Genomic DNA, 22,143 nt, shown 5'->3' with positions numbered 1-22,143 from the left:
TGTCCGGACCAGCATTTCGTCCCGGGCGGCTCAGGTCTGGCCATATTCGGCCATGATCGTCCGGACCGCCCGGGAGGTCCGCTCGACGTCGCCGGTGGCCAGCAGATCCAACAGCGCGCCGCGAAGAACCGCCAGCACGAGCGTGCGCTCCGCCTCGGCCTCGACGGTGTCGCTCGACGGCTGGGCGTCGGCGAGGATGTCGAGCCAGTCCTGGACGGCGGCGCGGGCGAAGTCCGCCCACGGGCCGTCCGGCGCGAGCAGGGAACGGCTGTAGCCCTCCAGCCACAGCGTCAGCAGCGCCCGGTGCTCGGGCGCGGCCAGCCACGACCAGACCGCCTCGGCGACCTCGGCCAGGCCGCCGCCGCGCACCCGGTCGAGCAGCGCCAGCTCGTCGGCGCGGGCGCGCGCCAGCAGCTCGCGGACCAGGCCGTCCTTGCTGCCGAACAGGAACAGCAGCACCCGGGGGCTGGAGCCGATCGCGGCGGCCAGCGGCCGCAGTGACAGGTCGGCCAGGCCGTGTTCCAGCGCGTAGGCGTAGGCCTGGCGGAGAAGGTCGTCGCGGCGGTCGGTCATGGCGGCTATCCTACTGAAACACTCGTTTCAGTGGAGGGGCTCATGGGTGTGGTGATCAGACCGGCGGACCGGCCCGGCGACCTGGGGTGGATCGTGCAGGCGCACGGCGAGCTCTACGCCCGCGAGCTGGGCTGGGACGCCAGCTTCGAGCGGATGGTCGCGAACGTCGTCGGCGAGCTGGACCCCGAGGACGACGCGGTGTGGATCGCGGAGCTGGACGGCCGCCGGGTGGGCTGCGTGTCGTGCGTGACCGGTGACGACGGCGAAGCGGTGCTGCGCATCCTGCTCGTCCACCCCGACGGCCGCGGGCACGGCATCGGCAGCCGGCTGGTCGACACCTGCCTGGCGCACGCCCGCGAGCGCGGCTTCAAGCGGCTGCGACTGTGGACGACGAACCGGCAGGCCACTGCGCGCGAGGTGTACCTGCGCCGCGGCTTCGTCCTCGTGGACGAGCAGCCGCAGCGCAGGTTCGGCGCGGACGTGGTGGGCGAGACCTACCGGCTGGAACTGGTCTAGAAGGTCCAGCGGGTGGCGATGGCCGTCGAGTCGCCGACGGCCATGCCGTTGTCGTTGATGGCGTAAGCGTCGCTGCCGCCCCGGCCCGGCAGGGAACCCAGGTCCTCGGCCTCGCCGTCGACCGTCCAGCGCGTCGCGGTCCGGGCGAAGTCGGCGTTCTGGGAGACGCCGACGATCGTGCCGTCGTTGCTGACCGCCCTGGCCTGGCGGTCGGACTTCACGGCGCCGGGCAGCAGCGGCAGGTCCTTGATCGCGCCGTCGGACGTCCACGCCACGGCGTGGGTGTGGCCGTCGGGACCGGAGCCGCTGCCGACGACGACCCCGCTGTCGTTGATGTCGAGGGCCACGGTGTAGCCCTTGCCGCTCTCCAGCGTGCCCAGGTGCGTGACGGTGCCGTCGGTGTTCCAGCGCACCGCCTCGCCGAACTCCGCGCCCGGCCCGGTGCCGACGATCACGCCCTCGTTGTTGACGCCGAACGCGTCGGTGCCCGCGCCGAGGTCGGTGACGGAGCCGTCCGGGTTCTAGCGCACGCCGTGGTCCACGTCGCCGATCTTGGTCCAGCCGACGATCACCCCGTCGTTGTTGATCGCCCTCGCCTCGCCGCCGACCGCGCCGTCCGGCAGGTCCAGCCGGGTCGGCGTGCCGTCGGCGTCCCAGCGGGTCGGGTTGCGGTGGCCGTCGCCGTCCACCTCGCCGACGACCACGCCGCCGTTGTTGATGCCGTAGGCGATGCTCCACTTGCCGTCGAAGGAGTCACCGAGGTCGGTGATCGTGCCATCGGCGTCCCACCGCACGGCGTGCACGCTCTTGTCCGGCGCCAACGACGTGCCGGCGGCCTGCCCCTGGTCGTTGACGGCCTTGGCGTCACGGCCGCCGCCGTCCACCAGCGAGGCCAGCTCGGTCACCTGCGTGTCGGCCGCGGCCGGCACGGCCAGCGCCGCCGCGGCGAGCACGGTCACGCCGCCGAGCACGGCGATCCTGCGGATGGTCTGCACGAATCCCCCTGATCACACTCGGGGGACATGGCGTGGGGAGACCGCGGGCGTCCCCCGAAAGCCCGCGAACCGGACCAAACGTACCGGGGCGGTCTGACGTGAACGAGCCAGATTCGACCTCCGGATCTTGTCTAGACCAATCAAGCCCGCGTACCGTCCCGCCAGCGCGTGTGACATCGATGTCAGCGAAGGCGGTAACGGATGAGACCCCCTGCACTCATCGTCGCGGTCCTGGTGGCCTTGTCGGCAGTGGTCGGCGTGCCCACGGTGGCCGTGGCCGACCCGGTCGGTTCGGTGAACCCGTTCATCGGCACCCAGAACAACCCCAACGCCAGCTACCCGCCGTTCGGCAAGGGCTACGGCAACACCTTCCCGGGCGCGACCACGCCGTTCGGCATGGTCCAGTTCAGCCCCGACACCTTCAACACCGCCTCCGGCGCGGACAACTGGGGCGGCTACGAGTACCCGGCCAACCAGATCCGCGGCTTCAGCCTCACCCACCTCGACGGCACCGGCTGCGAGGGCTCGTTCGGCTTCCACGACCTGCCGTTCATGCCCTACACCGGCAGCCTCAACGGCAACGGCTCGCTGCCGTCCTCCCCCGCCACCAGCGCGGCCACCTACCGTTCGGGCTTCAGCCACAGCACCGAGTCCGCCAGCCCCGGGCGCTACGCCGTCACCCTGGCCAACGGCGCGAAGGTCGAGCTCACCGCGACCACCCGCACCGGCATGGCCCGGTTCACCTTCCCCGCCGGCAAGCCGGCCACCGTGCTGATCAACGCCGGCGGCTCGGCCAACGGCGACAGCGCCTCGGCGGTGTCGGTCAGCGGCAACACCGTCACCGGCTCCGCCCGCACCACCGGCACCTGCGGCGGCGGCAGCTACACGGTGTACTTCTCGGCGACGTTCGACCAGAGCGTCAGCAACTTCGGCACGTGGAACGGTGGCACCGTCACCGCCCGCGGCACCTCGGCATCCGGCGCCAGCACCGGCACGTACCTCACCTTCCCGGCCGGGTCCACCGTCACCGTCCGGGTTGGACTGTCCTATGTGCGCACCGGCAACGCCGCCGCCAACGTGAGCGCCGAGAACCCGTCGGCGAGCTTCGACACCGTGGCGGCCAACGCCGCCAGCACCTGGGCCGCCAAGCTCGGCGCCGTCCGCGCCACTGGCGGATCGGCCACCCAGCAGTCCGTGTTCTACACGGCCCTGTACCACGCGCTGCTGCACCCCAACGTCTTCGACGACGCCAACGGCGAGTACCTCGGCATGGACGGCCAATCGCACACCGTCGCCGCCGGGCACCACCAGTACGCCAACTTCTCCGGCTGGGACGTCTACCGCTCCGAGGTGCAGCTGATCACGCTGCTGTTCCCCAGCGTCGGCGCGGACATGGCGCAGTCCCTGACCAACGACGCCACCCAGGCCGGCAGCTGGTACAACTGGCCGTACGCCAACGTGCCGATCAACATCATGAACGGCGACTCGCTGGAATCGATCATCTCCAGCATCTACTCCTTCGGCGGCACCGGGTTCAACGCCGCCGGCGCGCTGTCCAGCATGGTCTCCACCCAGTCCCTACCGGCCACGAAGACCATCCGCGGCGGCCTGTACGAGTACGCCGGCACGGGCTACATCCCGCGTGGCACCGCCAACGTCTGGGGCCCGGGCGCGACCACCCTCGAGTACGCCATCGACGACTTCGGCATCGCCCAGCTGGCCGGCCGGCTCGGCGACACCGCCGACTACAACGCCTTCATGCAGCGGGCGCAGAACTGGCAGAACCTGTTCAGCCCGGCCACCAAGTCGATCACGCCCCGCTACCAGAACGGCCTGTTCGCCACCGACTACAACCTCAACTCCGACAACAACGACCAGTTCGTCGAGGGCACCGGCACACAGTACAGCTGGATGGTGCCGCAGAACGTCGCCGCACTGGTGGCCAAGATGGGCGGCAACGCCGCCGTGTCCAGCCGGCTCGACACCTTCTTCACCCAGCTCAACGCCGGCGTGGTCAACGGCGCGTTCGCGTGGCTGACCAACGAGCCCGGCATCGGCTCGCCCTACCTGTACGACTGGGTCGGCGCGCCGAGCAAGACCCAGGCCCTGGTCCGCCGGGTGCTGTCGAGCCTGTTCACCAACGCCCCCAACGGGTTGCAGGGCAACGACGACCTCGGCGAGCTGTCCGCCAGCTACGTGTGGGGCGCGCTGGGCATGTATCCGTCGATCACCGGCCGCGCCGAGCTGGTGCTGGCCAGCCCGATCTTCACCCAGGCCGTGATCACCCGCGACAACGGCCGCGTGATCACCGTGAACGCCTCCGCCTCGAGCGACTCCAACCAGTACGTGTCGGCTGTCGCGGTCAACGGCGTGGGTCAGACCAAGACGTGGCTGCCCGAGTCGTTCGTCGCCAACGGCGGCACCGTGGACTTCACCATGACCGGCTCGCCCACGTCCTGGGGCACCGGCAGCGGCGACGCCCCGCCGTCGTTCTCCGACGGGCAGAACGGCTTCGACAACATCGGCGCCTCCAACGACGGCAGCGCCACCACCGCCAACCTCGACTCGTCCGGGCACAGCTACTCGACGCAGGCCCTGGCCGCCGCCGGCATCCAGCCCGGCGGGACCGTCAGCGCCAACGGCATGAGTTTCACCTGGCCGTCGGCCGCGCCCGGCAAGCCGGACAACTGGCTGGTCAACGGGCAGGTGATCGACCTGGGCGGCCGGTCGGCCAGCCGCATCTCGTTCCTCGGCTCGGCCAGCAACGGCCCGGCCACCGGCACCGCGACCGTCACCTACACCGACGGCAGCACCTCGCAGGTGTCGATCACCATGACCGACTGGGCGGTCGGCACCGCGCAGTCGGGCGACACCATCGCCGCGACCCTCTCGCACTGGAACGCCGCGGACGGCTCCAGCCTGCAGACCTACCTGTTCGCCACCACACCTGTGGCACTCACCGTAGGTAAGCAGGTGCGCAGCGTCACACTGCCGGCATCCACCGACCAGGGGGCCATGCATATTTTCGCGGTGTCGGCCATCTGAATAATGGATCAATGCGGTTCGGTGTCCTCGGCTCGACTCTGATGTGGTCCGCCGACGGGGAGGAAGTCTCCGTCGGCGGACCGCGGGTGCGGACGTTGCTCACGTTGTTGCTGCTGGACGCCGGTCAGATCGTCACAACAGAGCGGCTCATCGACGGCCTCTACGGCGAGGACCCGCCGGCCAACGCCACCAACGCGCTCCAGGCGCAGGTGTCCCGGCTGCGCCGGGCGCTGCCCGGCGGCGAGGTCGAGTTCCACCCGACCGGCTACCGCCTGGCCGTGAACTGGGCCGAGATCGACGCCCACGTGTTCGCGCGGCTGGCCGCCGACGGCCGGCACGCGCTGGCCGGCGGCGACCACCAGCGTGCGGCCAAGCTGCTCAAGGAGGCGTTGCAGCTGTGGCGCGGGCCGGCCTTGGGCGACGCCCCGCTGGCCGAGGCGGAGGCGACGCGGCTCGACGAACTGCGCATGACCGCCACCGAGGACCTGTTCGACGCCGAGCTCGCCACCGGCGACAACCCCAGCGCCATAGCGGAGCTGCGGCAGCTCATCGGCCGCAACCCGCTGCGCGAGCGACCGCGGGCGCTGCTGATGCGGGCCCTGTACGCGGCGGGCCGGCAGGCCGAGGCGCTGGAGGTGTTCGAGGAGGTCCGCACGCTGCTCGCCGACGAGCTCGGCACCGACCCGTCGCCGGAGCTCGCCGAGACGCACATGGCCGTGCTGCGGTCCGAGCCGGCTCAGCAGTCACGGCGGCGTGCGCTGCCCGCGCAGCTGACCAGCTTCGTCGGACGCGCCGACGAACGGGACTACGTCGCCGCGCTGCTCGGCACGTGTCGATTGGTGACGCTGCTGGGGCCCGGTGGCGCCGGCAAGACCCGCCTGGCCGTGGAGGCCGCCGGTACCCTCGACGGCGAGATCTGCTTCGTCGACCTGGCCGCACTGGCCGAGGACGACCAGGTCGCGCACGCCGTCGTCGCGGCTCTGGGGCTGCGCGACGCCGGAGTGTTCTCCGCCGCGCCCACCGGCGACATCGTGGATCGGCTGGCCACGGCACTGGAAGACCGGCCCGTGCTGTTGCTCGTGGACAACTGCGAGCACGTCATCACCGACATCGCGCTGCTCGTGCATGAACTGCTCGCCGCCTGCCCGCGGCTGCGGGTGCTGGCGACCAGCCGGGCACCACTCGGCATCACCGGCGAGACCATCCACCCCGTCAGCAGGCTGGACGCGCAGGCCGCTCGCAAGCTGTTCGCGGACCGCGCCAAGGCCGTGCGCCCCGACTTCGTCATCGACGAGCTGCTCGTCGACCGGATCTGCGCCGGCCTGGACGGTCTGCCGCTGGCCATCGAGCTGGCCGCCGCGCGGCTGCGCACCCTCACCCTCGCCGACATCGACGCGCGGCTGGACGACCGGTTCCGGCTGCTGTCGCGTGGCGACCGCACCAAGGCGCAGCGGCACCAGACCCTGCACGCCGTCGTTGACTGGAGCTGGGATCTGCTCAGTCCCGACGAGCAGGCCGTCGCGCGGCGGCTGACCGTCTTCACCGGCGGCGCGAGCCTGGCCGCCGCCGAGCGCGTGTGCGCGCTGCCGGACACCATCGACCTGCTCGCCGACCTCGTCGACAAGTCGTTCATCGAGGTCGCCGACGGGCGCTACCGGATGCTGGACACCATCCGCGCGTTCGGCGCCGAGCAGCTGCTGGCCTCCGGCGAGCAGGACACTGTCCGCGACGCCCACCTCGCGTACTTCCTGGAGCTCGTGCAGACCGCCGAGCCGCACCTGCGCGGGCAGGAGCAGCTGGGGTGGATCTCGTTGCTCAACACCGAGCACGCCAACATCCTCGCCGCGCTGCGTCGGGCCGTGCAGACCGCGCCGTCGACCGCGCTGCTCCTCGCCGGCGAGCTCGCCTCGTACTGGTACTTGCGGGGGCTGCGGGCCGAGGTCGCGCCCATCGCCACCGAGCTGCTCGGCAAGATCGGCACCACGCCGCCGGCGGAGCTGTCCGAGGAGTACGTGCTCTGCGTGCTGGTCGCCGCCGTCGTGCACGGCGCCGAGACCCCGTGGCTGCTGCCGCACATGGCCGCCGCGCGGACGATCGTGTTCGCGCAGACCACGCCGCCTCGGCTGCCGTACCTGGTCGTGTTGTGGGCGCTGACCGCCGGGCCGCTGGACGTGCCCGACGACCGGCCGTCCGAGAGCTACTTCGACTCCTCCGGCTGGTTGCAGGGGCTACGGCACTTCTCCGCCGGGTGGAACGGGCTGTTCACCGGCGACATCGCCATGGCCCGTGACGGCTTCGAGCAGTCGCTGGTCCGCTATCGCGCCGTCGGCGACCGGTGGGGCATGTCCAACGCCGTCGACGCGCTGGCCATGCTCGCCCACTGGCGCGGCGAGTTCGACGAGGCGCTGCGCCTCACCGACGAGGCCATCTCGCTCACCGCCGAGATGGAGGGCATGGAGGACCTCGCCGACCTCACGTGCCGTCGCGCGTTCCGGCGGCTGCACGCCGGCGACCTCGCCGGGGCGCACGAGGACTACACCCGTGCCGAGGTGCTCGCCCGCCGTACCGGCATTCCCGAGACCATCGCCAACGCGCAGCGGGGTCTTGGCGACATCGCCCGCCTCCAGGGGCGGCGTGCCGAGGCCCGCCGCTACTACGACCTCGCCCTCGCCGGCTCCCGCGCCGACACCGTCGGCGCCTCCGGCGTGCGCTCCGCCGTCCTCGTCGGGCTCGCCCACCTCGCCGAGGGCGACCCCATGCGCATCCGTCAGCTGCACGACGAGGTTCGCGCCACCTCTCACGGCCTGTACCTCGTCGCCGCCGACATCGCGGAGGGCCTCGCCTCCCTCGCCGTCCTCGAAGGCGACGGCGATCAGGCCGCCCTCATGCTCGGCGCCGCCGTCGTCGTCAGGGGCACCGAGGCCGTCGGCGACACCGAAGTGGCCCGCACCGTCGCCGGTGCCCGCGAACTCATCGGCGACGCCTTCGACGCCGCCTACGGCCGCGGCCTGTCTCTTTCCCGTACGGAGGCTCTGTCCCTGGCCGGAATCTGACGCCCTAGCTATTCGGCGTGGCCACCCGAAATCGCCTGAGGGGGCCACGTGAATGGCTTCCTTGCGCCGGGCATCCGACGCCCCCACTCTGAGATCGGCCCCTCATTGCCGGCGGGGGTCGGAAATTCCGATAGCGACACCAACGGAGGTGCGGCCGGGTCGCCTTATCGGCCGCAGCAAATGAGTCAATCGTAGTATTTCTCGTTCACTGAACATTTCGGCGTTGGTCTGCTGCCCCCGTTTAACATCATTGTCGACTCGGTGGCAAATTCCGCAGGCTTGCCGTTCGAGCGGGGGATTCCGGCACCGCGCTGCCAGGATCCCCCGCGCCGGCTTCCACCATTCCGAGAAGGAGGCAACATCGATGAGGCGTTCCTTCACGGCCCTCGTCACAGCGGGTATCGCGGCTCTCTCACTGCTCACCGGCACCGCCGCGGCGTCCGCCACACCGCATTCGGCGACGGCGGCGCAGATGTCCTGTACCGTCGTGATCGACCAGTTCGCCACCCGTGGCCCCGCCGGCCAGAACGATCAGTACATCCAGCTCAAGAACATCGGCATCGGGTCGCTGAGCCTGGGCGACTTCAGGGTCATGGCCGATACCGGCGCCTCGACCCCGCCCTTTGTTTTGGCCACCATCCCGATGGGCACGATCCTGCTGCCCGGCCGGCCGTACCTGATCGCCAACGCGGGTTACTCCGGCCCCCTCCCCGACCAGTTCTGGTCCGGCATCACGCTGCCCGACCGGGTGGGCGTCGGCCTGGTCTCCCCTCCCGGCACCACGGTCGACGCGGCGGCCACCATCGCGTCGTCGATGTTCGTGCGGGGCGCCGCGGCCAGCCCGCAGCCGCCGAACACCCAGCCGCTCGCGAACATGCGGCTCACCAACACCGGCAACAACGCGGTCGACTTCAGCATCTTGACCCGGACGCCGGGTGTGCCCGGCCCGGTGGGGTCGTGCTGACCTGAGAACTCGCACATGGCAGGGCCCGTCCTCGAAGGGGGCGGGCCCTGCCATGACGGGAGCAGCACCACGGGCGTGGTTGCCGAACCCCTTGACAAAAAAAGTTGTCAAGGGGTTCGCTGGGTGTGTGCGAGACGTCGAGGTGATCGGGGAGCCGGGGGCGGCGGTGGTGGCGCTGGACCCGGTCAGGGCGAGGCTGCTGGCGGAGTTGAGGGAGCCGGCGTCGGCGGCGACGTTGGCGAGCAGGGTGGGGCTGACGAGGCAGAAGGTGAACTACCACCTGCGCCAACTGGAGGAGCACGGCCTGGTGGAGGTGGCGGAGACGCGCACCTGGGGAGGCCTGACGGAGCGGCTGCTGGTGGCGACGGCGAAGGGGTACGTGGTGGCCCCGGAGCCGCTGGGGACGCCGAGCGAGGCGGTGCGGCCGAGGTCGGCGGCGTACCTGATCGCGCTGGCGGCGAGGACGGTGCGAGAGGTGGGCAGGCTTGCCCGGAGGGCGGCGGGGGCGGGCAAGGAGGCGCCGGTGTTCGCGCTGGACACGGAGATCAGGTTCGCGACGCCGGCGGATCGGGCGGCGTTCGCGGACGAGTTGGTGGCGGCGGTGGCGAAGGTCGCGGCTAGGTACCACGACGAGCGGGCGCAGGACGGTCGGTGGCAGCGGGTGGTGCTGGCGGTGCACCCCAAGCCGAAGGACGCGGACGCGTGAATGACGACGAGATCGTGATTGCGGGGACGCCGGAGCAGGTGTGGGAGGCGATCACGACAGCGAAGGGAAGTGCGGCGTGGTCGTTCCGGATGGACGTGGAACCGCGAGTCGGCGGGGCGGTGCGGATCGGGCGGGAGCCGTTTGCCGGTGAAACGGAGGCGACGGTGTCGGCATGGGAACCGCCGACACGATTCGGGTATCGCGACGAGACCTTCGCGACGGAATTCCTGGTGACGGCCCGCGACCAAGGCAGTTGTGTGGTGCGGGTGGTGAGCAGCCTCCAAACGGACGGCGAGGGGTGGGATGAAATCGCGGAGGAAGCGGCCGCCGGGTGGCGGATGACGCTCCAAGTGCTGCGGACGTATGTCACCCACTTCGCGGGACAACCGGCGGCGAAGGTCGATCTGATCGTGCCGGTGAAAGCGCCGCCGACGGCGCGGGCGGAGATCGGCGAGAGGCTGGCCGGGGAGTTGGGGATCGGCGACAACACGTGTGACGGTCCGTTGATCAGCGGCGAGGTCGACCACAGAGGACCGTATTTCGCGCTGGTGCGGACGAAAAAGCCGGGAATGTTCGCCGTGTCCTGCTTCCCGATGGACGCGGTGACGCTGTCGATCAACGTCACGGGCCGCCTGTACGGGCCGGAGGCCGAAGCAAGGGCGATCAAGGAACGCCGCCGGTGGCGGGAATGGCTGAACGGGTTCGTCGAAACCATTTGAGGAGCGGGCGCATGCTGTTGGCGGGGAAGAACGCGATCGTCTACGGGGCAGCGGGCACGATCGGCACGGCGCTGTCGACGGCATTCGCCCGCGAGGGCGCGAAGGTGCATCTGACGGGCCGTACGGCGAAGACGCTCGACGATGTGGCGGAGCGGATTCGGAAAGCAGGCGGGCGCGCGGAGCCGGCGGTGGTTGATGCGTTGGACGAGGCGGCGGTGAATGCGCACGCGGACGAGGTGGCGGCCGAAGACGGCAGCGTAGACATCTCGGTGAGCGTGATCGACATCGCGGATCACCAAGGGACGCCGCTGGTCGAGATGGAGTTGGAGGACTTCGAGCGGCCGGTGCGCATCGCGCTGCGCTCGACGTTCGTGACCGCTCGCGCGGCCGCCCGGCACATGATCCGGCAGCGCTCTGGCGTGATCCTGACGTTCGGCGGCGACGGTGGCGGCCAGCCGATGCGCGACTACTCGATCGGCGGGCTCCAGGTGGCGCTCAACGCGGTCGATTTCCTGCGTCGCCAACTGGCGGCCGAGCTCGGCCCGCACGGCATCCGGGTGCTCGGGCTGCACACCGGCGGCATCACGGAGAGCCTGCCCGCGGACTTCGACGGCCGGCAGGCGATCACGGACATGATCGTCGACAAGACGATGCTCAAGCGCGCGGCGAGCCTGGCCGACGTCGGCAACGTGGCGGTGTTCGCCGCCTCCGACCTGGCCCGCGCCATGACGGCGACCTCGCTCAACATCACCTGCGGGGCCATCGCCGACTGACTCAGATCACCGCGAACGCCTCGATCTCCAGCAGCAGTTCGGGCCGCACCAGCGACGTCACCTGCACCGCGCTGCTGGCCGGCGGGCGCGATGCGTTCACGTACGCGTCACGAGCCTCGCGGACGGCCGGCAGGTGGCGGATGTCGGTCAGGTAGAAGGTGAACTTGACGACGTCGTCGAAGGTCGCGCCGGCGGCGGCCAGGCAGCGCTGGAGGTTGGCGAATACCTGCCGCGCCTGCGCCGCCGCGTCCCCGGCGCCGACGACGTCACCCTGCTCGTCGAGGGCGACCTGGCCGGAGATCGCGACGAACCGCCCGGTGCCCATGACGACGTGTGAGTATCCGACGCCGGGGGCGACACCTTCGGGCGCGGCGATGTGCGTCAGGTTCGAATCGGCCATGACCGGATCATATGATCACGGGCACTTCTCCTCGAGCTTGACGACGACAAGGGTCACGGCGGTGCTGGGCGTGAGCGGGGCGCCGCCGGCGGGATTCTGGGTGCAGACGCGCCAGTTGGCCGGCCAGATCACCTTGCGGTGCTGCCCGGTCCCGTCGACGAGCAGCAGGCGGGTGCCGAGCGGCACCTCCTTGTCCGCGTCGAACACCGTCTTGCCGACCAGCGCCGGCATCACGCCGTCGAGGTGTGACGGGGGCGCGGCGGCGGCCGGGACGGCGGTGATCGCGAGCATCGCGAGGGCGGTGGCGGCGACGAACCGAGTTCTCCTCATACAACCGGCCTACCAGTGCCGCGAGCGGGCTCGGAAGGGCCACCACCCGGTCGTGCCTCAAACCACCAGGGCGTGTAGTGCCGGCGAGGGACCGGTGGTCGGGCGGTAGTCGCGCCAGGCGGCGGCGATGCGGCGCACGCCTTCGGTCAGCAGGGAAACCGTTGCGGTGAACGGGATCCGCACGTGCGAGTCGGAGCCGCCGAGGGCCGACCCGGGCAGGATGGCGACGGCGTGACGCAGCGCGACCTGGGCAAACGCGGAGGCGTCGCCGGACGGCAGCGCCACCCACAGGCACTGGCCGCCCGAGGCCGGCTCGAACGTCCAGTCGGGCAGGAGTTTCCCCAGTTCGGCGCGCAAGTGGTTATGCCGCACGCGGAGGTCCACGACCCGGTCGGCGATGATCGGCTCCAGCCCGGGCAGCAGGTCGGCGACGGCCAGCTGCTCCAGCGCGGCGCCGCCAAGGTCGTGGATCGCCTTGAGCCGCCCGAGCTGCGCGATGTCCCCGGCGGAACCACGGATCCACCCGACCCGCAGCCCGCCCCACAGCAGCTTGGTCACCGAACCGACGGTCAGCACCTGCCCCAACCCGTACGAGGCGAGCCCGGGCGGGCGGACGCCGTCGAACGACAGGTCGGCCAGCACCTCGTCGTCGATCAGGACGGTGTCGGCGGAGGCGGCGGCCTCGACGAGCCGCCGGCGACTCAGGCCGGACAGCGTGGCGCCGGTCGGATTGTGGTTGGTGGGATTGACATAGGCCAGCCGCGGCCGGTGCGCCACGATCGCGGCCGCCAGCTCGTCGATGAGGACGCCGGTGATCGGCGCGGTGGCCTCCCGGAACAGCTCCAGGGCACCGGGATAGGTCGGTGTCTGGGCCAGCACGGGATCCCCGGGGGCCAGGAACAGGCGCGTGATCAGCGCGAGCGCCTGCTGGCCCCCGGTGGTGACGAGGATCTGCTCGGACGTCGTCGGCAGCCCCTGCCGGCAGTACCGGTCGGCGATCGCCACCCGCAGCTCCGGCAGCCCGAGCGGGTAGTAGCCGATGTCGTTCGTCGGCAGCCGGCCGATCGCCCTGGTCAGGGCCGCGGCCAGCGTCGGCGGCGGGTCCTGCGGCGCGGCGCAGGCGAGCGACAGGACGTCCCCCATCGGCTCCAGGTAGTTCACGAACAGCGGATTGGTCCCCGGCACGGCGCTCGGCCGAACGCCGATCACGGCCGGCTTCACCCAGGTGCCACGGCCCTGGTGCCGGTCGACCTTGCCGTCCTGGCGCAGCCTCTCGTACGCGGCGACCACCGTGTTCCGGCCGACGGCCAGCCGCTGCGCGAGCACTCGATCCGGCGGCAGCATCGCGCGTTGCGGCAGCTGACCGGAGTCGATGAGCTGCCGCAGCCGCTCGGCCAGCAGCAGGTAGAGCGGGCCTCGGCTGGCCGACCACCGGCCCAGTTGCGCCACCAGCCGGTCCGCCGGCCACGGGATTGGCTCCGTCACGGGACCAATCTAGCCGGGATTGGCGCTGTCCCGGCCGGCCGCCGCCGAGCAGGCTCGAAGCCATGACGCCCCAGCACCCGGCCACCCGCGTGGTCCACCAGCACACGCCGCCGCTGCCCACCTCGCACCCGATCAGCGTGCCCATCTACCAGGCGTCCAACTTCGGCTTCGACGACCCGGACGCGCTGTCGGACGCGCTCAACGCCCCCGACCAGGGCTTCGCCTACAGCCGCTACGGCAACCCGACGACCCGCGCGTTGGAGGAGACCGTCGCCGCGCTGGAGGGCGGCACCGCCGCGGTGGCGACGGCGTCCGGCATGGGCGCGATCACCTCCGCGCTGACGGGCGCGCTGCGCGCCGGCGACCACGTCATCGCGCTGAGCTGCCTGTACGGCGGCACGTACGCGACGCTCAACTACCTGCACGACCACTTCGGCATCGACGTCAGCTACGTCCGCGGCGAGGACCCGGCCGAGGTCGCCACGGCGGTGCGGCCGTCCACGAGGATGCTGTACCTGGAGACGATCACCAACCCGGTGACGCGAGTCGTGGACCTGCCGGCGTTTCTGGCCGCCGGCAAGGAAGCAGGCCTGCTGACGGTCGTCGACAACACCTTCGCCACGCCGTTGCTGTGCCGGCCGATCGAACACGGCGCCGACGTTGTGCTGCACTCGATCACCAAGTACCTCGGCGGCCACTCCGACGTCACCGCCGGCATCCTCGTGTTCGCCGACGACGCGCGGTACCGCGACGGCTGGCACCACACCATGGAGATGGGCGCGGCGATCGATCCGTTCGCGGCGTGGCTGACGCTGCGCGGCATCCAGACGCTGGCCCTGCGGATGCGTCAGCACTGCGCCAACGCCGCTCGCATCGCCGAGTTGCTCGCCGCGCACCCGTCCGTCGAGGCCGTGCACTATCCCGGCCTGGCCACGCACCCTGATCACGAGGTGGCCAAGCGGGTGCTGGCCGATTTCGGCGGCATGGTCAGCTTCGACTTGGCCGGCGGGCGCGACGCCGGCTACACGTTCACCAAGGGCATCCGGATGGTGAAGCTCGCCGCGTCACTGGGCGGGGTCGAGAGCATGGCGCTACACCCGGCCAGCACTTCGCACCGGCAGCTCGACGCCGACGCGCTGCGCGCCGCCGGCATCGCCGAGGGCACGATCCGGCTGTCCGTCGGCATCGAGCACGCTGACGACATCTGGGCCGACGTCGAGCAGGCGCTCCCCTAGTCCGCCAGCTTGAACGCCAGCTCGGTCTCCCACTTGTCCATGTCCGGCTGCACGCGCGGGTCGGTGAGGTAGTTCTCCAGCCGGCAGGCGAACTTGTCGCCGTCCGGGGTCTGCTCGGCGTCCCACCGCAGGCCCTGGGCGTCGGCCCACGCGTTGAGCTCGGTGATCGCGCCGTACAGGCCGCTCGGGTGGCCGACGTGCACCACCGACACGTAGCGACCCGCCGGCAGAACGCCGGCGAACACCTCGCCCTCGCCCTCGACCGGGGCCGCCACCGGGAAACCGGCCTCGATCACCAGCTCCCGCGCCATGTCTATGACCAGGTAGCGCAGGAAGGGCGCGCCGGCCGGGGCGATGCCGCGCTGGCCGAGCCAGCCGGCGAGCACCGGGATCTGGTCGGCGATCTCCGGGATCGTCTGCATCGTCACGGTCCGCCGGATGCCGACGTAGGGCTGCTCGCCCCGCTCGATCACGCTGGGCTCCATGGCCCGTCCTCTCGTCTCGTTCAGTCGCTTCACCAGAAAGCGGCGATCGGCCTCGACGGTCGCCATCCCCAGCGCCTCCTCGTATATCACCGCCGCCTCGGCGTGGCGGCCCATTCGACGGAGGAAGTCCGCGCGGGTCGCCGGCAGCAGGTGGTAGCCGGGGATGTCGAGCCCGTCCAACAACGCGAGACCGGCCGCGGGGCCGAACGCCATCGCGACCGCCGCCGCGTGATTGAGCGCCACGACCGGCGACGGCACGACCGCGGCGAGCTGCTCGTACAGGCGGGCGATCAGCGGCCAGTCCGAGCCGGTGGCGTGGCTTTCGGCGATCGCCGCCTGGAGTTGGTAAGGCCCGAGCCGGTCCAGACGTGTCGCCCGCGCCAGTGCCGCCCGGCCCTCGGCGATCTGCGCGGCGTCCCACCGGCTCCGGTCCTGGTCGGCCAACAGCACGACGTCGCCGTTGGCGTCGAGCCGGGTGGCGCGTCGGGCGTCGTGCAGCAGCATCAACGCCAGCAGCCCGCCGGCCTCCGGCTCGTCCGGCATCAGCTCGGTCAGCAGCCGGGCCAGCCGGATCGCCTCGTCGCAGAGCGGCCGCCGCTCCGGCGAGGTGTAGCCCTCGTTGAACATCAGGTACAGCACGCCGAGCACCGCGATCGTGCGCTCCGGCAGCAGACGCGCCGGCGGCACCCGGTACGGGATGGCGGCGTTGCGGATCTTCGCCTTCGCCCGCCCCAGCCGACGTGCCATGGTCGTCTCCGGCACGAGGAACGCGCGGGCGATCTCCGCCATGTTCAGGCCGGCCAGCGTCCGCAGCGCCAACGCCACCTGCGCCTCGAACACCAGCGCCGGGTGGCAGCACGTGAAGATCAGGCGGAGCCGATCATCCGGGATACCGGCATCGTCAACCGGTTCCGGTTCGTACGACATCACCGCGACCTCCCGCAGCTTGGCCGCGCCGACCGCCTCCCGCCGCATCCGGTCGACGGCCCGGTGCCGGGCGATCGTGGTCAGCCACGCGCCCGGCTTGCGGGGAACGCCCTCCACGGGCCACTGCCGGACCGCCGCGGCGAACGCCTCCTGGGCGCACTCCTCGGCCAGGTCCCAGTCGCCGGTGACCCGGATCAGCGTGGCGACGACCTTGCCCCACTCCTCGCGGAAGGCATCGGCAACGGGATCGGTCACGACTGCCAGAGCGGCCGGACCTCGATCATCCCGTAGCCGGCCGCGGGGTGCTTGGCGGCGATCTCCACCGCCTCGTCCAGGTCGGCGCACTCGATCAGGACCAGGCCGCCGATCTGCTCCTTGGTGTCGGCGAACGGGCCGTCGGTCAGCAGCACCTGTCCGTCGCGCACCCGGACCGTGGTCGACTCGGTCGGCGGCCGCAGGCCCGCGCCGCCGCGCACCACGCCGCGGGCCTCCATCTCCTCCGACCAGCCGCCGCAGCCCAGGGCCATCTCCTCGGGCGTGGGCTCGTGGTCGCCGGCGATCAGCAACGCGTACTGCATGTGTCCTCCCGGTCTCGGTGGTTCGCACCGACACGTCGAATGGAACCACGCAGGTCGGACAGTTTCGCGCCCAAGACGTCGATCAGAAGGCCGGCCAGGGGATCGCCGGCCAGTCGCCGGAGGGCTCCGGGTAGACGCCGGCGGCCAGCAGCAGGTCGGTGCGGGTGATCAGCGCCGACACCTCGCGCCGGGTGAGGTGCTCGGCGAGTTGCTCGGCCACCTCGCCGTCCAGGCCGGCCCGCAGCTTGCGCAGCGCCTCCACGGCCTCGGCCGGCAGCGGCTCCCCCAGCCAGCCCCACAGCACGGTCCGCAGCTTGGTCTCGGCGTGCAGGCAGATGCCGTGGTCCACGCCGTACACCGCGTCGGCCTCGGTGTGCAGGACGTGCCCGCCCTTGCGGTCGGCGTTGTTGACGACGACGTCCATCGCCGCCATCAGCCGCATCCGCGGGTGGTCGGCGTGCGCCAGCACGGCCGGGTCGCCGTAGCGGTCGGTGGCGTGCAGGATGGTCCGCCAGCCGTCGGGCACCTCGTCCGCGGCGACGATGTCGATCAGGTCGGCGTCCTCGTCGGTGTCCACCCACAGCTGCACCATGCCCGGCCCGAACGGACCGGGCCGTAACACCGTGGGCGGCACCACGTCGAAGCCGGCCGCCTTGGACACCAGGTAGGTGGCGACCTCGCGGCCGGCCAGCGTGCCGTCCGGGAAGTCCCACAGCGGCCGCTCGCCGTTGATCGGCTTGTACACGCAGTTGGCCTGCACGCCCTGGTGGCTGATGGCGCCGAACAGCGTCGCGTTGGACGCGTCCACCAGCCGGCCGGTCACCTCGATCCGACCGTGCTCGACCAGCTCCAGGGCCCCGGGGTCGGTGGGCAGCACCGCGGGCTCAGCTGTCCTCGGTGCGGCGGTAGCCGTTCTGCCTCGGGCAGACGTGACCACTGGGGTCGAGCGGCTCCTCGCACAGCGGGCAGGGTTTGCGGCCGGCGTTGACCACCCGGTCGGCGCGCAGGGCGAAGGCGCGGGCGGCCGGCGGCGTGAGGAAGACCCGGACCGCGTCCGGCCCCTCCTCGGTGTCGTCGAGCACCACCGCCTCGTCCACCTCGTCCTCGGTGGCGGCCAGCAGCTCCACCACCACCGCGGTGGACTCGGCGTCCCAGCCCAGCCCCATGGTGCCGACGCGGAACTCCTCCTCGACCGGCACCGTGAGGGGCTCGGTGTCGACCAGCTCGTCGGGCGCGCTGTCGGGGACCTCGGCGCCGAAGCGCCGGTGCACCTCCTCCAGCAGCGAGCCGATCCGGTCGGCGAGCACGGACAGCTGCGTTTTCTCCAGCACCACGCTGACCAGGCGGCCTTCCTCGGCCGCCTGGAGGTAGAAGGTGCGGTCACCAGGTTCCCCGACGGTTCCGGCTACGAACCGGTCGGGCTGGCGGAATACATGAATGACACGAGCCATGGCAGTAATGACCCTAAGGCACGCGCGCCACCCGGGCCGCACGTGCCCTCCGGTTCGCGGTTTGTCCGATTCGGCTACCGGGCCACCAGCCGCACCGGCAGCGCCGTCAGCCCCCACGTGAAGTTGGACGCGTTGAACACCGGCTCGCCGGTGATCTCGATGGCCGCCACCCGCTCGACCAGCTCGCCGAAGAACGCCGCCATCTCCAGCCGGGCCAGCCGCGCGCCCAGGCACAGGTGCCGCCCGGAGCCGAACGCGATGTGCCGGTTGGGCCGCCGCCCGACCCGGAACCGGTCCGCCTCGGCGAACAGCTCCTCGTCCCGGTTGGCCGAGCCGTTCCAGTTGGTCACCCGGTCGCCGACGGCCAGTTCCACGCCGCCGATGCTCACCGGTCGGGTGACCGTGCGCATGGTGTGCATGCCGGGCACGGTCCAGCGCAGGATCTCCTCGACGGCGGTGGAGATGCCCTCGGCGGACGCGCCGCGCAGCTCCTGCCACTGGTCGGGGTTCTGGGCCAGCGCCAGCACGCCGCCGGCGGTGGAGTAGCGGGTGGTCTCGTTGGCCCCGGACAGCACGCCGTTGCAGTTGAAGATCACTTCCTCGTCGGTGAGCAGGCGCTCGCCGCCGTCGACCACCCGCGGCTCGCGGATGATCCGGCTGATGAAGTCCTCGGCGTCGCTGCCGCGGCGCTGGCGCACCAGGTCGTCGAAGTACAGGAAGATCTCGCTGTTGGCGCCGCTGCGGGTCTGCTCGTCCGCGCCCTCGAAGGCGTCGGTGGTGGTCTGGCCGACCCAGGCCCACTCCGACCGGGGCAGGTCCATCACCGCGCACACCACGTAGTTGGGCAGCAGCTTGGCCACCTCGATGAAGTCCAGCTCGCCGGTCTCGACGGCCTCGGCGACGACCTGCCGCACGACCCGGGTGACGACCTGCTCCAGGCGGGGCATCTCGCCGGGCGCGAAGGCCCGCGACAGGACCCGCTTGAGCTGGGTGTGGTCCGGGACGTCGGAGACGATCAGCATCCGCTGCGCGACGGCGGCGACCGCGTCGGCGTTGCTGCCCAGGCGCATGCCGTAGCGGGAGCTGAACGACTCGTGGTCGGCGTAGACCGCGGTGATGTCCTTGTACCGGGTGACGGCCCAGAACCCGGGGCCTTCCGGCTCCTCGTGCCAGTGCACCGGGTCGTTGGCCCGCAGCCAGGCGAAGGCCGACCAGAACTCGTTGCTGGCGAACAGGTCTGGGTCGCACAGGTCGACCGCCTGTGTCCGCGTCATCGTGTCTTTCCTTCCATGGCGGGGACCTGGACGGTCATCGGCCCGAGCAGTTGGAGGGCGGTGCGGGGGTCTTCGAGGCAGAAGTAGTGGCCGCCGGGGAACATGCGCTGCTGGAATCCGCCGTCGGCGTAGTCGGCCCAGCCGGCGACGTGGTCGGCCCGGACGGTCGCGTCGTCCGTGCCGCCCCACGCCTCGAGCGGGCAGACGATGCCGGTTCCCCAGCGGGGGTGGTAGCTGGCCGACAGTTCGGCGTCCCGGCGGAGCACCTCCAGCATCAGCTCGCGGCTGTCCTCGTCGAGGTCGTCGGCGCTGAGGCCGCGTGCGTCCAGCAGCAGGTTCAGGTCGGCCAGGCCGTCGTCGGCGAGCCGCCGTCCCGGGCTCTGCGCCACCCAGTGCTCGGGTGGACGGACCGCCGACACGACAAGGGCCTTCGGCGGCGTGCGGCCGTAGGCGAGCAGCGCCTTGGCGATCTCGTACCCCAGCAGCGCGCCGAAGCTGTGCCCGAAGATCACCAGCGGCTGGCCGGGCGCCACGCGGTCGGCCAGTTCGGCCAGCACCGCGTCGACGGCGTCGCCGACGGAGGCGGGCGAAGGATCGAGCCAGCGGTTCTCCCGACCCGGCAGTTGGACCCCGAGCACCGCGATGTCGTCGCCCGCTTCCTGTTGCCACGCGCGGAACTGGGCGCAGCCGGCGCCGGCGGGCGGCACGCACAGCAGCGTGGGCCGACCCGTCGGCGCCGGGTGCCAGGACATCAGCCAGGAGCCGGTCACGACGCGTTCCCGGCCAGCGCGTCGAGCTCGCGGGCCAGCCCGGCCGGCGTCGGGTCGGCCAGCAGGTGCCCGACCGACAGCGGCAGGCCGGTGCTGCGCCGCAGCACGCCGACCGTGCGGGCGGCCAGCAGCGAGTGCCCGCCCACCTCGAAGAAGTTCGCACTCACGTCGTTGATCGGGCGGTCGAGCACGTCGCTCCACACTGCACAGACCTGCTGCTCGCGCTCGGTGGCGGGGGCGCTGCCCTCGACCTCCGGCTGGACCGTGTTCTTCAACGTCTCGCGGTCGACCTTGCCGGTGGGCAGTGCCGGCAGCGCGTCGACGACGCCGACCGCCGTGGGCCGCAGGTAGTCGGGCAGCCGGATGGCGCAGCGGACGCGGATCCTGGTCACGCAGTCGACCACGTCCATGCCGTCGAGCACCGTGACAGCGACGCCCAGACTGTCCCCTGTGGACACCGTGAACGCGGCGACGGAGGCGACGCCGTCGACCTCGGCCACAACCTGCTCCAGTTCCCGCAGCTCCACACGGAAGCCGCGGACCTTCACCTGGGCGTCGGCGCGGCCGCGGTACTCCAGTTGGCCGTCCGGCCGAACGACGACCATATCGCCGGTGCGGTACATGCGCCCCTCGCCGTCCGGGTCGGCGACGAACCGCTCCGCGGTCAGCTCCGGCTGGTTGCGGTAGCCGCGGCTGACGGCCGGGCCCGCCACGTGCAGTTCCCCCTCGACGCCGTCGGCGACCGGCTCGCCGTGCTCGTCCAGCACGTGGATCCGGTAGCCGGGGATCGGCCGGCCGATGGTGGACGGGTCGTCGCCGCGCGCGGTGTCGGCCCAGGTGCAGGCGATGGTCGCCTCGGTGGGGCCGTAGACGTTGAGGACGCGGGGCGTGTCGGCGAGCCGGGCCAGCAGCGCCGGCGGGCAGGCCTCGCCGGCCACCATGATCACGTCGGTGGTCGGGATCTCGCCGAGGGCCGCCAGCAGCGTCGGCGTCAGGCAGACTGTCGCCGGCTTGCGGTCGGCGACCAGCGCGGCGAGGTCGCCGGAGCCGCTGGCGGCGTTGAAGTCCACCAGGGCGACGCCCTGACCGTGCACGAGGTAGACCAACGTGCACCAGAGCCAGCCGTCGAAGGCCGGCGAGACCGCGTTGATGCCGAGGCCGCCGGGCTCCAGGCCGATGGTGGTGACCGCGTCGAGGAACGTGCCGAGGTTGCGGTACGTCACCTCCACGCCCTTGGGCCAGCCGGTCGTGCCCGAGGTGTAGACGATGTACGCGCAGTCCTCGGGTTCCGGCACGACCGGCTCGGCCGGGTGCACGCCCGCCGTGTTCGGGTCGATCAGCTTGACGTCGCCGGGAAGCAGGCCGGCGTCGGCCCGCTCGCCGAGCACCACTCGCGTTCCGGTGTCGCGGAGCGCGAAGCCGATCCGCTCCGACGGGTGCCGCTCGTCGAGCAGAACCGCCGTCGCGCCAAGGGAAAAGACCGCGAGCAGGCTGGCCAGGCCGAGCCGCGAGCGGCCCAGCAGCAGACCGACCGGGGTGCGCCGGCCGACGCCGTGCGCCGCCAGCTTGCCGGCCAGCGCCGCGACCTGCTCGGCGAGTTCGGTGAAGGTGAGTTCGCCGTCGGCCGCGGACACCGCGGTGGCGTTCCCGCTGAGACGGGACCATCGCGTCACGGCGTCGGCCAGACGGTCGACCCCGCGCACGGGGGAATGCACAGACTGGATCATCGATGCTCCTTGCGCGAAACCGCACGTCGACAATTGTGGGGAAACGGCGACGACGCCTGTTTCCTCGGGCCATTAGAGGCGACGCCGACGCGGGGACGCAACACGGATATGCGGTCGGCAGGAGTCCCGGCGTGACC

Annotated in this window: 21 protein-coding genes; 8 read left to right on the top strand and 13 right to left on the bottom strand. The window is 71.6% G+C overall.

The genetic code is table 11. The annotated features are described in order from the left end of the window. Nucleotides 1-30: 30 nt before the first annotated feature. Nucleotides 31-573, bottom strand: coding sequence for a TetR/AcrR family transcriptional regulator (locus BCF44_RS20060; protein WP_116175836.1), 543 nt, complete (start codon nucleotides 571-573; stop codon nucleotides 31-33). Between the two features lie 42 nt (nucleotides 574-615). On the opposite strand from BCF44_RS20060, the gene BCF44_RS20055 reads away from it, so the two are divergent. Continuing rightward, nucleotides 616-1,089: a GNAT family N-acetyltransferase gene (locus BCF44_RS20055; protein ID WP_116175835.1), complete on the top strand. Its 474-nt coding sequence runs from the start codon at nucleotides 616-618 to the stop codon at nucleotides 1,087-1,089. On the opposite strand, the gene BCF44_RS20050 is transcribed toward BCF44_RS20055, so the two are convergent. Both BCF44_RS20050 and BCF44_RS20045 read right to left on the bottom strand, forming a co-directional pair. Further along, the gene (locus tag BCF44_RS20050; RefSeq protein WP_116175834.1) at nucleotides 1,086-1,544 is read right to left on the bottom strand and encodes a hypothetical protein; all 459 of its coding nucleotides are present in this window, start codon (nucleotides 1,542-1,544) and stop codon (nucleotides 1,086-1,088) included. The genes BCF44_RS20055 and BCF44_RS20050 overlap by 4 nt on opposite strands. 66 nt (nucleotides 1,545-1,610) lie before the next feature. Next, the gene (locus BCF44_RS20045; RefSeq protein WP_116175833.1) at nucleotides 1,611-2,084 is read right to left on the bottom strand and encodes a hypothetical protein; all 474 of its coding nucleotides are present in this window, start codon (nucleotides 2,082-2,084) and stop codon (nucleotides 1,611-1,613) included. Nucleotides 2,085-2,285: 201 nt separating this feature from the next. On the opposite strand from BCF44_RS20045, the gene BCF44_RS20040 reads away from it, so the two are divergent. From BCF44_RS20040 to BCF44_RS20015, 6 genes are all read left to right on the top strand, one after another. Next, the gene (locus tag BCF44_RS20040) at nucleotides 2,286-5,129 is read left to right on the top strand and encodes a GH92 family glycosyl hydrolase (RefSeq protein WP_116175832.1); all 2,844 of its coding nucleotides are present in this window, start codon (nucleotides 2,286-2,288) and stop codon (nucleotides 5,127-5,129) included. 11 nt (nucleotides 5,130-5,140) lie between these two features. Beyond that, nucleotides 5,141-8,182: an AfsR/SARP family transcriptional regulator gene (locus BCF44_RS20035; RefSeq protein WP_116175831.1), complete on the top strand. Its 3,042-nt coding sequence runs from the start codon at nucleotides 5,141-5,143 to the stop codon at nucleotides 8,180-8,182. Between the two features lie 364 nt (nucleotides 8,183-8,546). Further along, the gene (locus tag BCF44_RS20030) at nucleotides 8,547-9,146 is read left to right on the top strand and encodes a lamin tail domain-containing protein (RefSeq protein WP_116175830.1); all 600 of its coding nucleotides are present in this window, start codon (nucleotides 8,547-8,549) and stop codon (nucleotides 9,144-9,146) included. Between the two features lie 127 nt (nucleotides 9,147-9,273). After that, nucleotides 9,274-9,852 (top strand): ArsR/SmtB family transcription factor, encoded by a 579-nt coding sequence (locus tag BCF44_RS20025; RefSeq protein ID WP_116175829.1) that lies wholly within the window; start codon nucleotides 9,274-9,276, stop codon nucleotides 9,850-9,852. Continuing rightward, nucleotides 9,849-10,571 (top strand): SRPBCC family protein, encoded by a 723-nt coding sequence (locus BCF44_RS20020; protein WP_170217630.1) that lies wholly within the window; start codon nucleotides 9,849-9,851, stop codon nucleotides 10,569-10,571. The genes BCF44_RS20025 and BCF44_RS20020 overlap by 4 nt, the downstream gene beginning before the upstream one ends. Before the next feature lie 11 nt (nucleotides 10,572-10,582). Then, complete coding sequence (locus tag BCF44_RS20015) at nucleotides 10,583-11,344, top strand: SDR family NAD(P)-dependent oxidoreductase (RefSeq protein ID WP_116175827.1); 762 nt, start codon at nucleotides 10,583-10,585, stop codon at nucleotides 11,342-11,344. 1 nt (nucleotide 11,345) lies between these two features. Here the strand turns inward: BCF44_RS20015 and BCF44_RS20010 are convergent, their stop codons facing one another. Genes BCF44_RS20010 through BCF44_RS20000 form a run of 3 tightly spaced genes read right to left on the bottom strand, consistent with a single transcriptional unit; the run spans nucleotide 11,346 to nucleotide 13,559 of the window. Then, entirely contained in the window at nucleotides 11,346-11,744 is a 399-nt protein-coding gene (locus BCF44_RS20010) for a RidA family protein (protein WP_116175826.1), read from the bottom strand. 15 nt (nucleotides 11,745-11,759) lie between these two features. After that, nucleotides 11,760-12,074, bottom strand: coding sequence for a hypothetical protein (locus tag BCF44_RS20005; protein WP_147328548.1), 315 nt, complete (start codon nucleotides 12,072-12,074; stop codon nucleotides 11,760-11,762). A 57-nt stretch (nucleotides 12,075-12,131) separates the two neighbouring features. Next, nucleotides 12,132-13,559 carry an aminotransferase-like domain-containing protein gene (locus BCF44_RS20000; RefSeq protein ID WP_246015301.1) on the bottom strand — a complete coding sequence of 476 codons (1,428 nt, stop codon included), beginning with the start codon at nucleotides 13,557-13,559 and terminating at the stop codon, nucleotides 12,132-12,134. A gap of 62 nt (nucleotides 13,560-13,621) precedes the next feature. Between BCF44_RS20000 and BCF44_RS19995 the strand changes: the two genes are divergently transcribed. Beyond that, entirely contained in the window at nucleotides 13,622-14,794 is a 1,173-nt protein-coding gene (locus BCF44_RS19995) for a trans-sulfuration enzyme family protein (protein ID WP_116175824.1), read from the top strand. On the opposite strand, the gene BCF44_RS19990 is transcribed toward BCF44_RS19995, so the two are convergent. From BCF44_RS19990 to BCF44_RS19960, 7 genes are all read right to left on the bottom strand, one after another. Further along, nucleotides 14,791-16,470 (bottom strand): DUF6596 domain-containing protein, encoded by a 1,680-nt coding sequence (locus tag BCF44_RS19990; protein WP_379801612.1) that lies wholly within the window; start codon nucleotides 16,468-16,470, stop codon nucleotides 14,791-14,793. The two genes, BCF44_RS19995 and BCF44_RS19990, sit on opposite strands and share 4 nt — an antisense overlap. Next, nucleotides 16,458-16,784 (bottom strand): YciI family protein, encoded by a 327-nt coding sequence (locus BCF44_RS19985; RefSeq protein WP_116175823.1) that lies wholly within the window; start codon nucleotides 16,782-16,784, stop codon nucleotides 16,458-16,460. The genes BCF44_RS19990 and BCF44_RS19985 overlap by 13 nt, the downstream gene beginning before the upstream one ends. A gap of 82 nt (nucleotides 16,785-16,866) precedes the next feature. Then, nucleotides 16,867-17,661, bottom strand: a complete 795-nt coding sequence (locus BCF44_RS19980; RefSeq protein ID WP_116175822.1) for an SCO1664 family protein — start codon at nucleotides 17,659-17,661, stop codon at nucleotides 16,867-16,869. A gap of 7 nt (nucleotides 17,662-17,668) precedes the next feature. Beyond that, nucleotides 17,669-18,235 (bottom strand): DUF3090 domain-containing protein, encoded by a 567-nt coding sequence (locus BCF44_RS19975; protein WP_116175821.1) that lies wholly within the window; start codon nucleotides 18,233-18,235, stop codon nucleotides 17,669-17,671. Between the two features lie 74 nt (nucleotides 18,236-18,309). Then, on the bottom strand, nucleotides 18,310-19,509 hold the full coding sequence (locus tag BCF44_RS19970) for a cytochrome P450 (protein WP_116175820.1): 1,200 nt from the start codon (nucleotides 19,507-19,509) through the stop codon (nucleotides 18,310-18,312). Further along, a complete protein-coding gene (locus BCF44_RS19965; protein WP_246015300.1) occupies nucleotides 19,506-20,279 on the bottom strand; it encodes a thioesterase II family protein in 774 nt (257 codons plus the stop codon). Before BCF44_RS19965 ends, BCF44_RS19970 begins: the two co-directional genes overlap by 4 nt. Continuing rightward, nucleotides 20,276-22,006, bottom strand: a complete 1,731-nt coding sequence (locus BCF44_RS19960) for a non-ribosomal peptide synthetase (RefSeq protein ID WP_116175819.1) — start codon at nucleotides 22,004-22,006, stop codon at nucleotides 20,276-20,278. Before BCF44_RS19960 ends, BCF44_RS19965 begins: the two co-directional genes overlap by 4 nt. Between the last annotated feature and the right edge of the window lie 137 nt (nucleotides 22,007-22,143).

This window comes from Kutzneria buriramensis (assembly GCF_003387475.1).
GTDB classification, from domain to species: Bacteria; Actinomycetota; Actinomycetes; order Mycobacteriales; family Pseudonocardiaceae; genus Kutzneria; species Kutzneria buriramensis.
Note: the sequence above shows the minus strand (reverse complement) of the source record. Positions and strands in the feature narration are given on the sequence as shown.

Bases quoted from the DNA above. Each gene is read 5' to 3' on its own strand.
- BCF44_RS20060 (WP_116175836.1), bottom strand. From the start codon at position 573: ATGACCGACCGCCGCGACGACCTTCTCCGCCAGGCCTACGCCTACGCG.
- BCF44_RS20040 (WP_116175832.1), top strand. From the start codon at position 2,286: ATGAGACCCCCTGCACTCATCGTCGCGGTCCTGGTGGCCTTGTCGGCA.
- BCF44_RS19995 (WP_116175824.1), top strand. From the start codon at position 13,622: ATGACGCCCCAGCACCCGGCCACCCGCGTGGTCCACCAGCACACGCCG.
- BCF44_RS20055 (WP_116175835.1), top strand. From the start codon at position 616: ATGGGTGTGGTGATCAGACCGGCGGACCGGCCCGGCGACCTGGGGTGG.
- BCF44_RS20035 (WP_116175831.1), top strand. From the start codon at position 5,141: ATGCGGTTCGGTGTCCTCGGCTCGACTCTGATGTGGTCCGCCGACGGG.
- BCF44_RS19970 (WP_116175820.1), bottom strand. From the start codon at position 19,509: ATGACGCGGACACAGGCGGTCGACCTGTGCGACCCAGACCTGTTCGCC.
- BCF44_RS19960 (WP_116175819.1), bottom strand. From the start codon at position 22,006: ATGATCCAGTCTGTGCATTCCCCCGTGCGCGGGGTCGACCGTCTGGCC.
- BCF44_RS19975 (WP_116175821.1), bottom strand. From the start codon at position 18,235: ATGGCTCGTGTCATTCATGTATTCCGCCAGCCCGACCGGTTCGTAGCC.
- BCF44_RS19985 (WP_116175823.1), bottom strand. From the start codon at position 16,784: ATGCAGTACGCGTTGCTGATCGCCGGCGACCACGAGCCCACGCCCGAG.
- BCF44_RS20010 (WP_116175826.1), bottom strand. From the start codon at position 11,744: ATGGCCGATTCGAACCTGACGCACATCGCCGCGCCCGAAGGTGTCGCC.
- BCF44_RS20005 (WP_147328548.1), bottom strand. From the start codon at position 12,074: ATGAGGAGAACTCGGTTCGTCGCCGCCACCGCCCTCGCGATGCTCGCG.
- BCF44_RS20030 (WP_116175830.1), top strand. From the start codon at position 8,547: ATGAGGCGTTCCTTCACGGCCCTCGTCACAGCGGGTATCGCGGCTCTC.
- BCF44_RS20015 (WP_116175827.1), top strand. From the start codon at position 10,583: ATGCTGTTGGCGGGGAAGAACGCGATCGTCTACGGGGCAGCGGGCACG.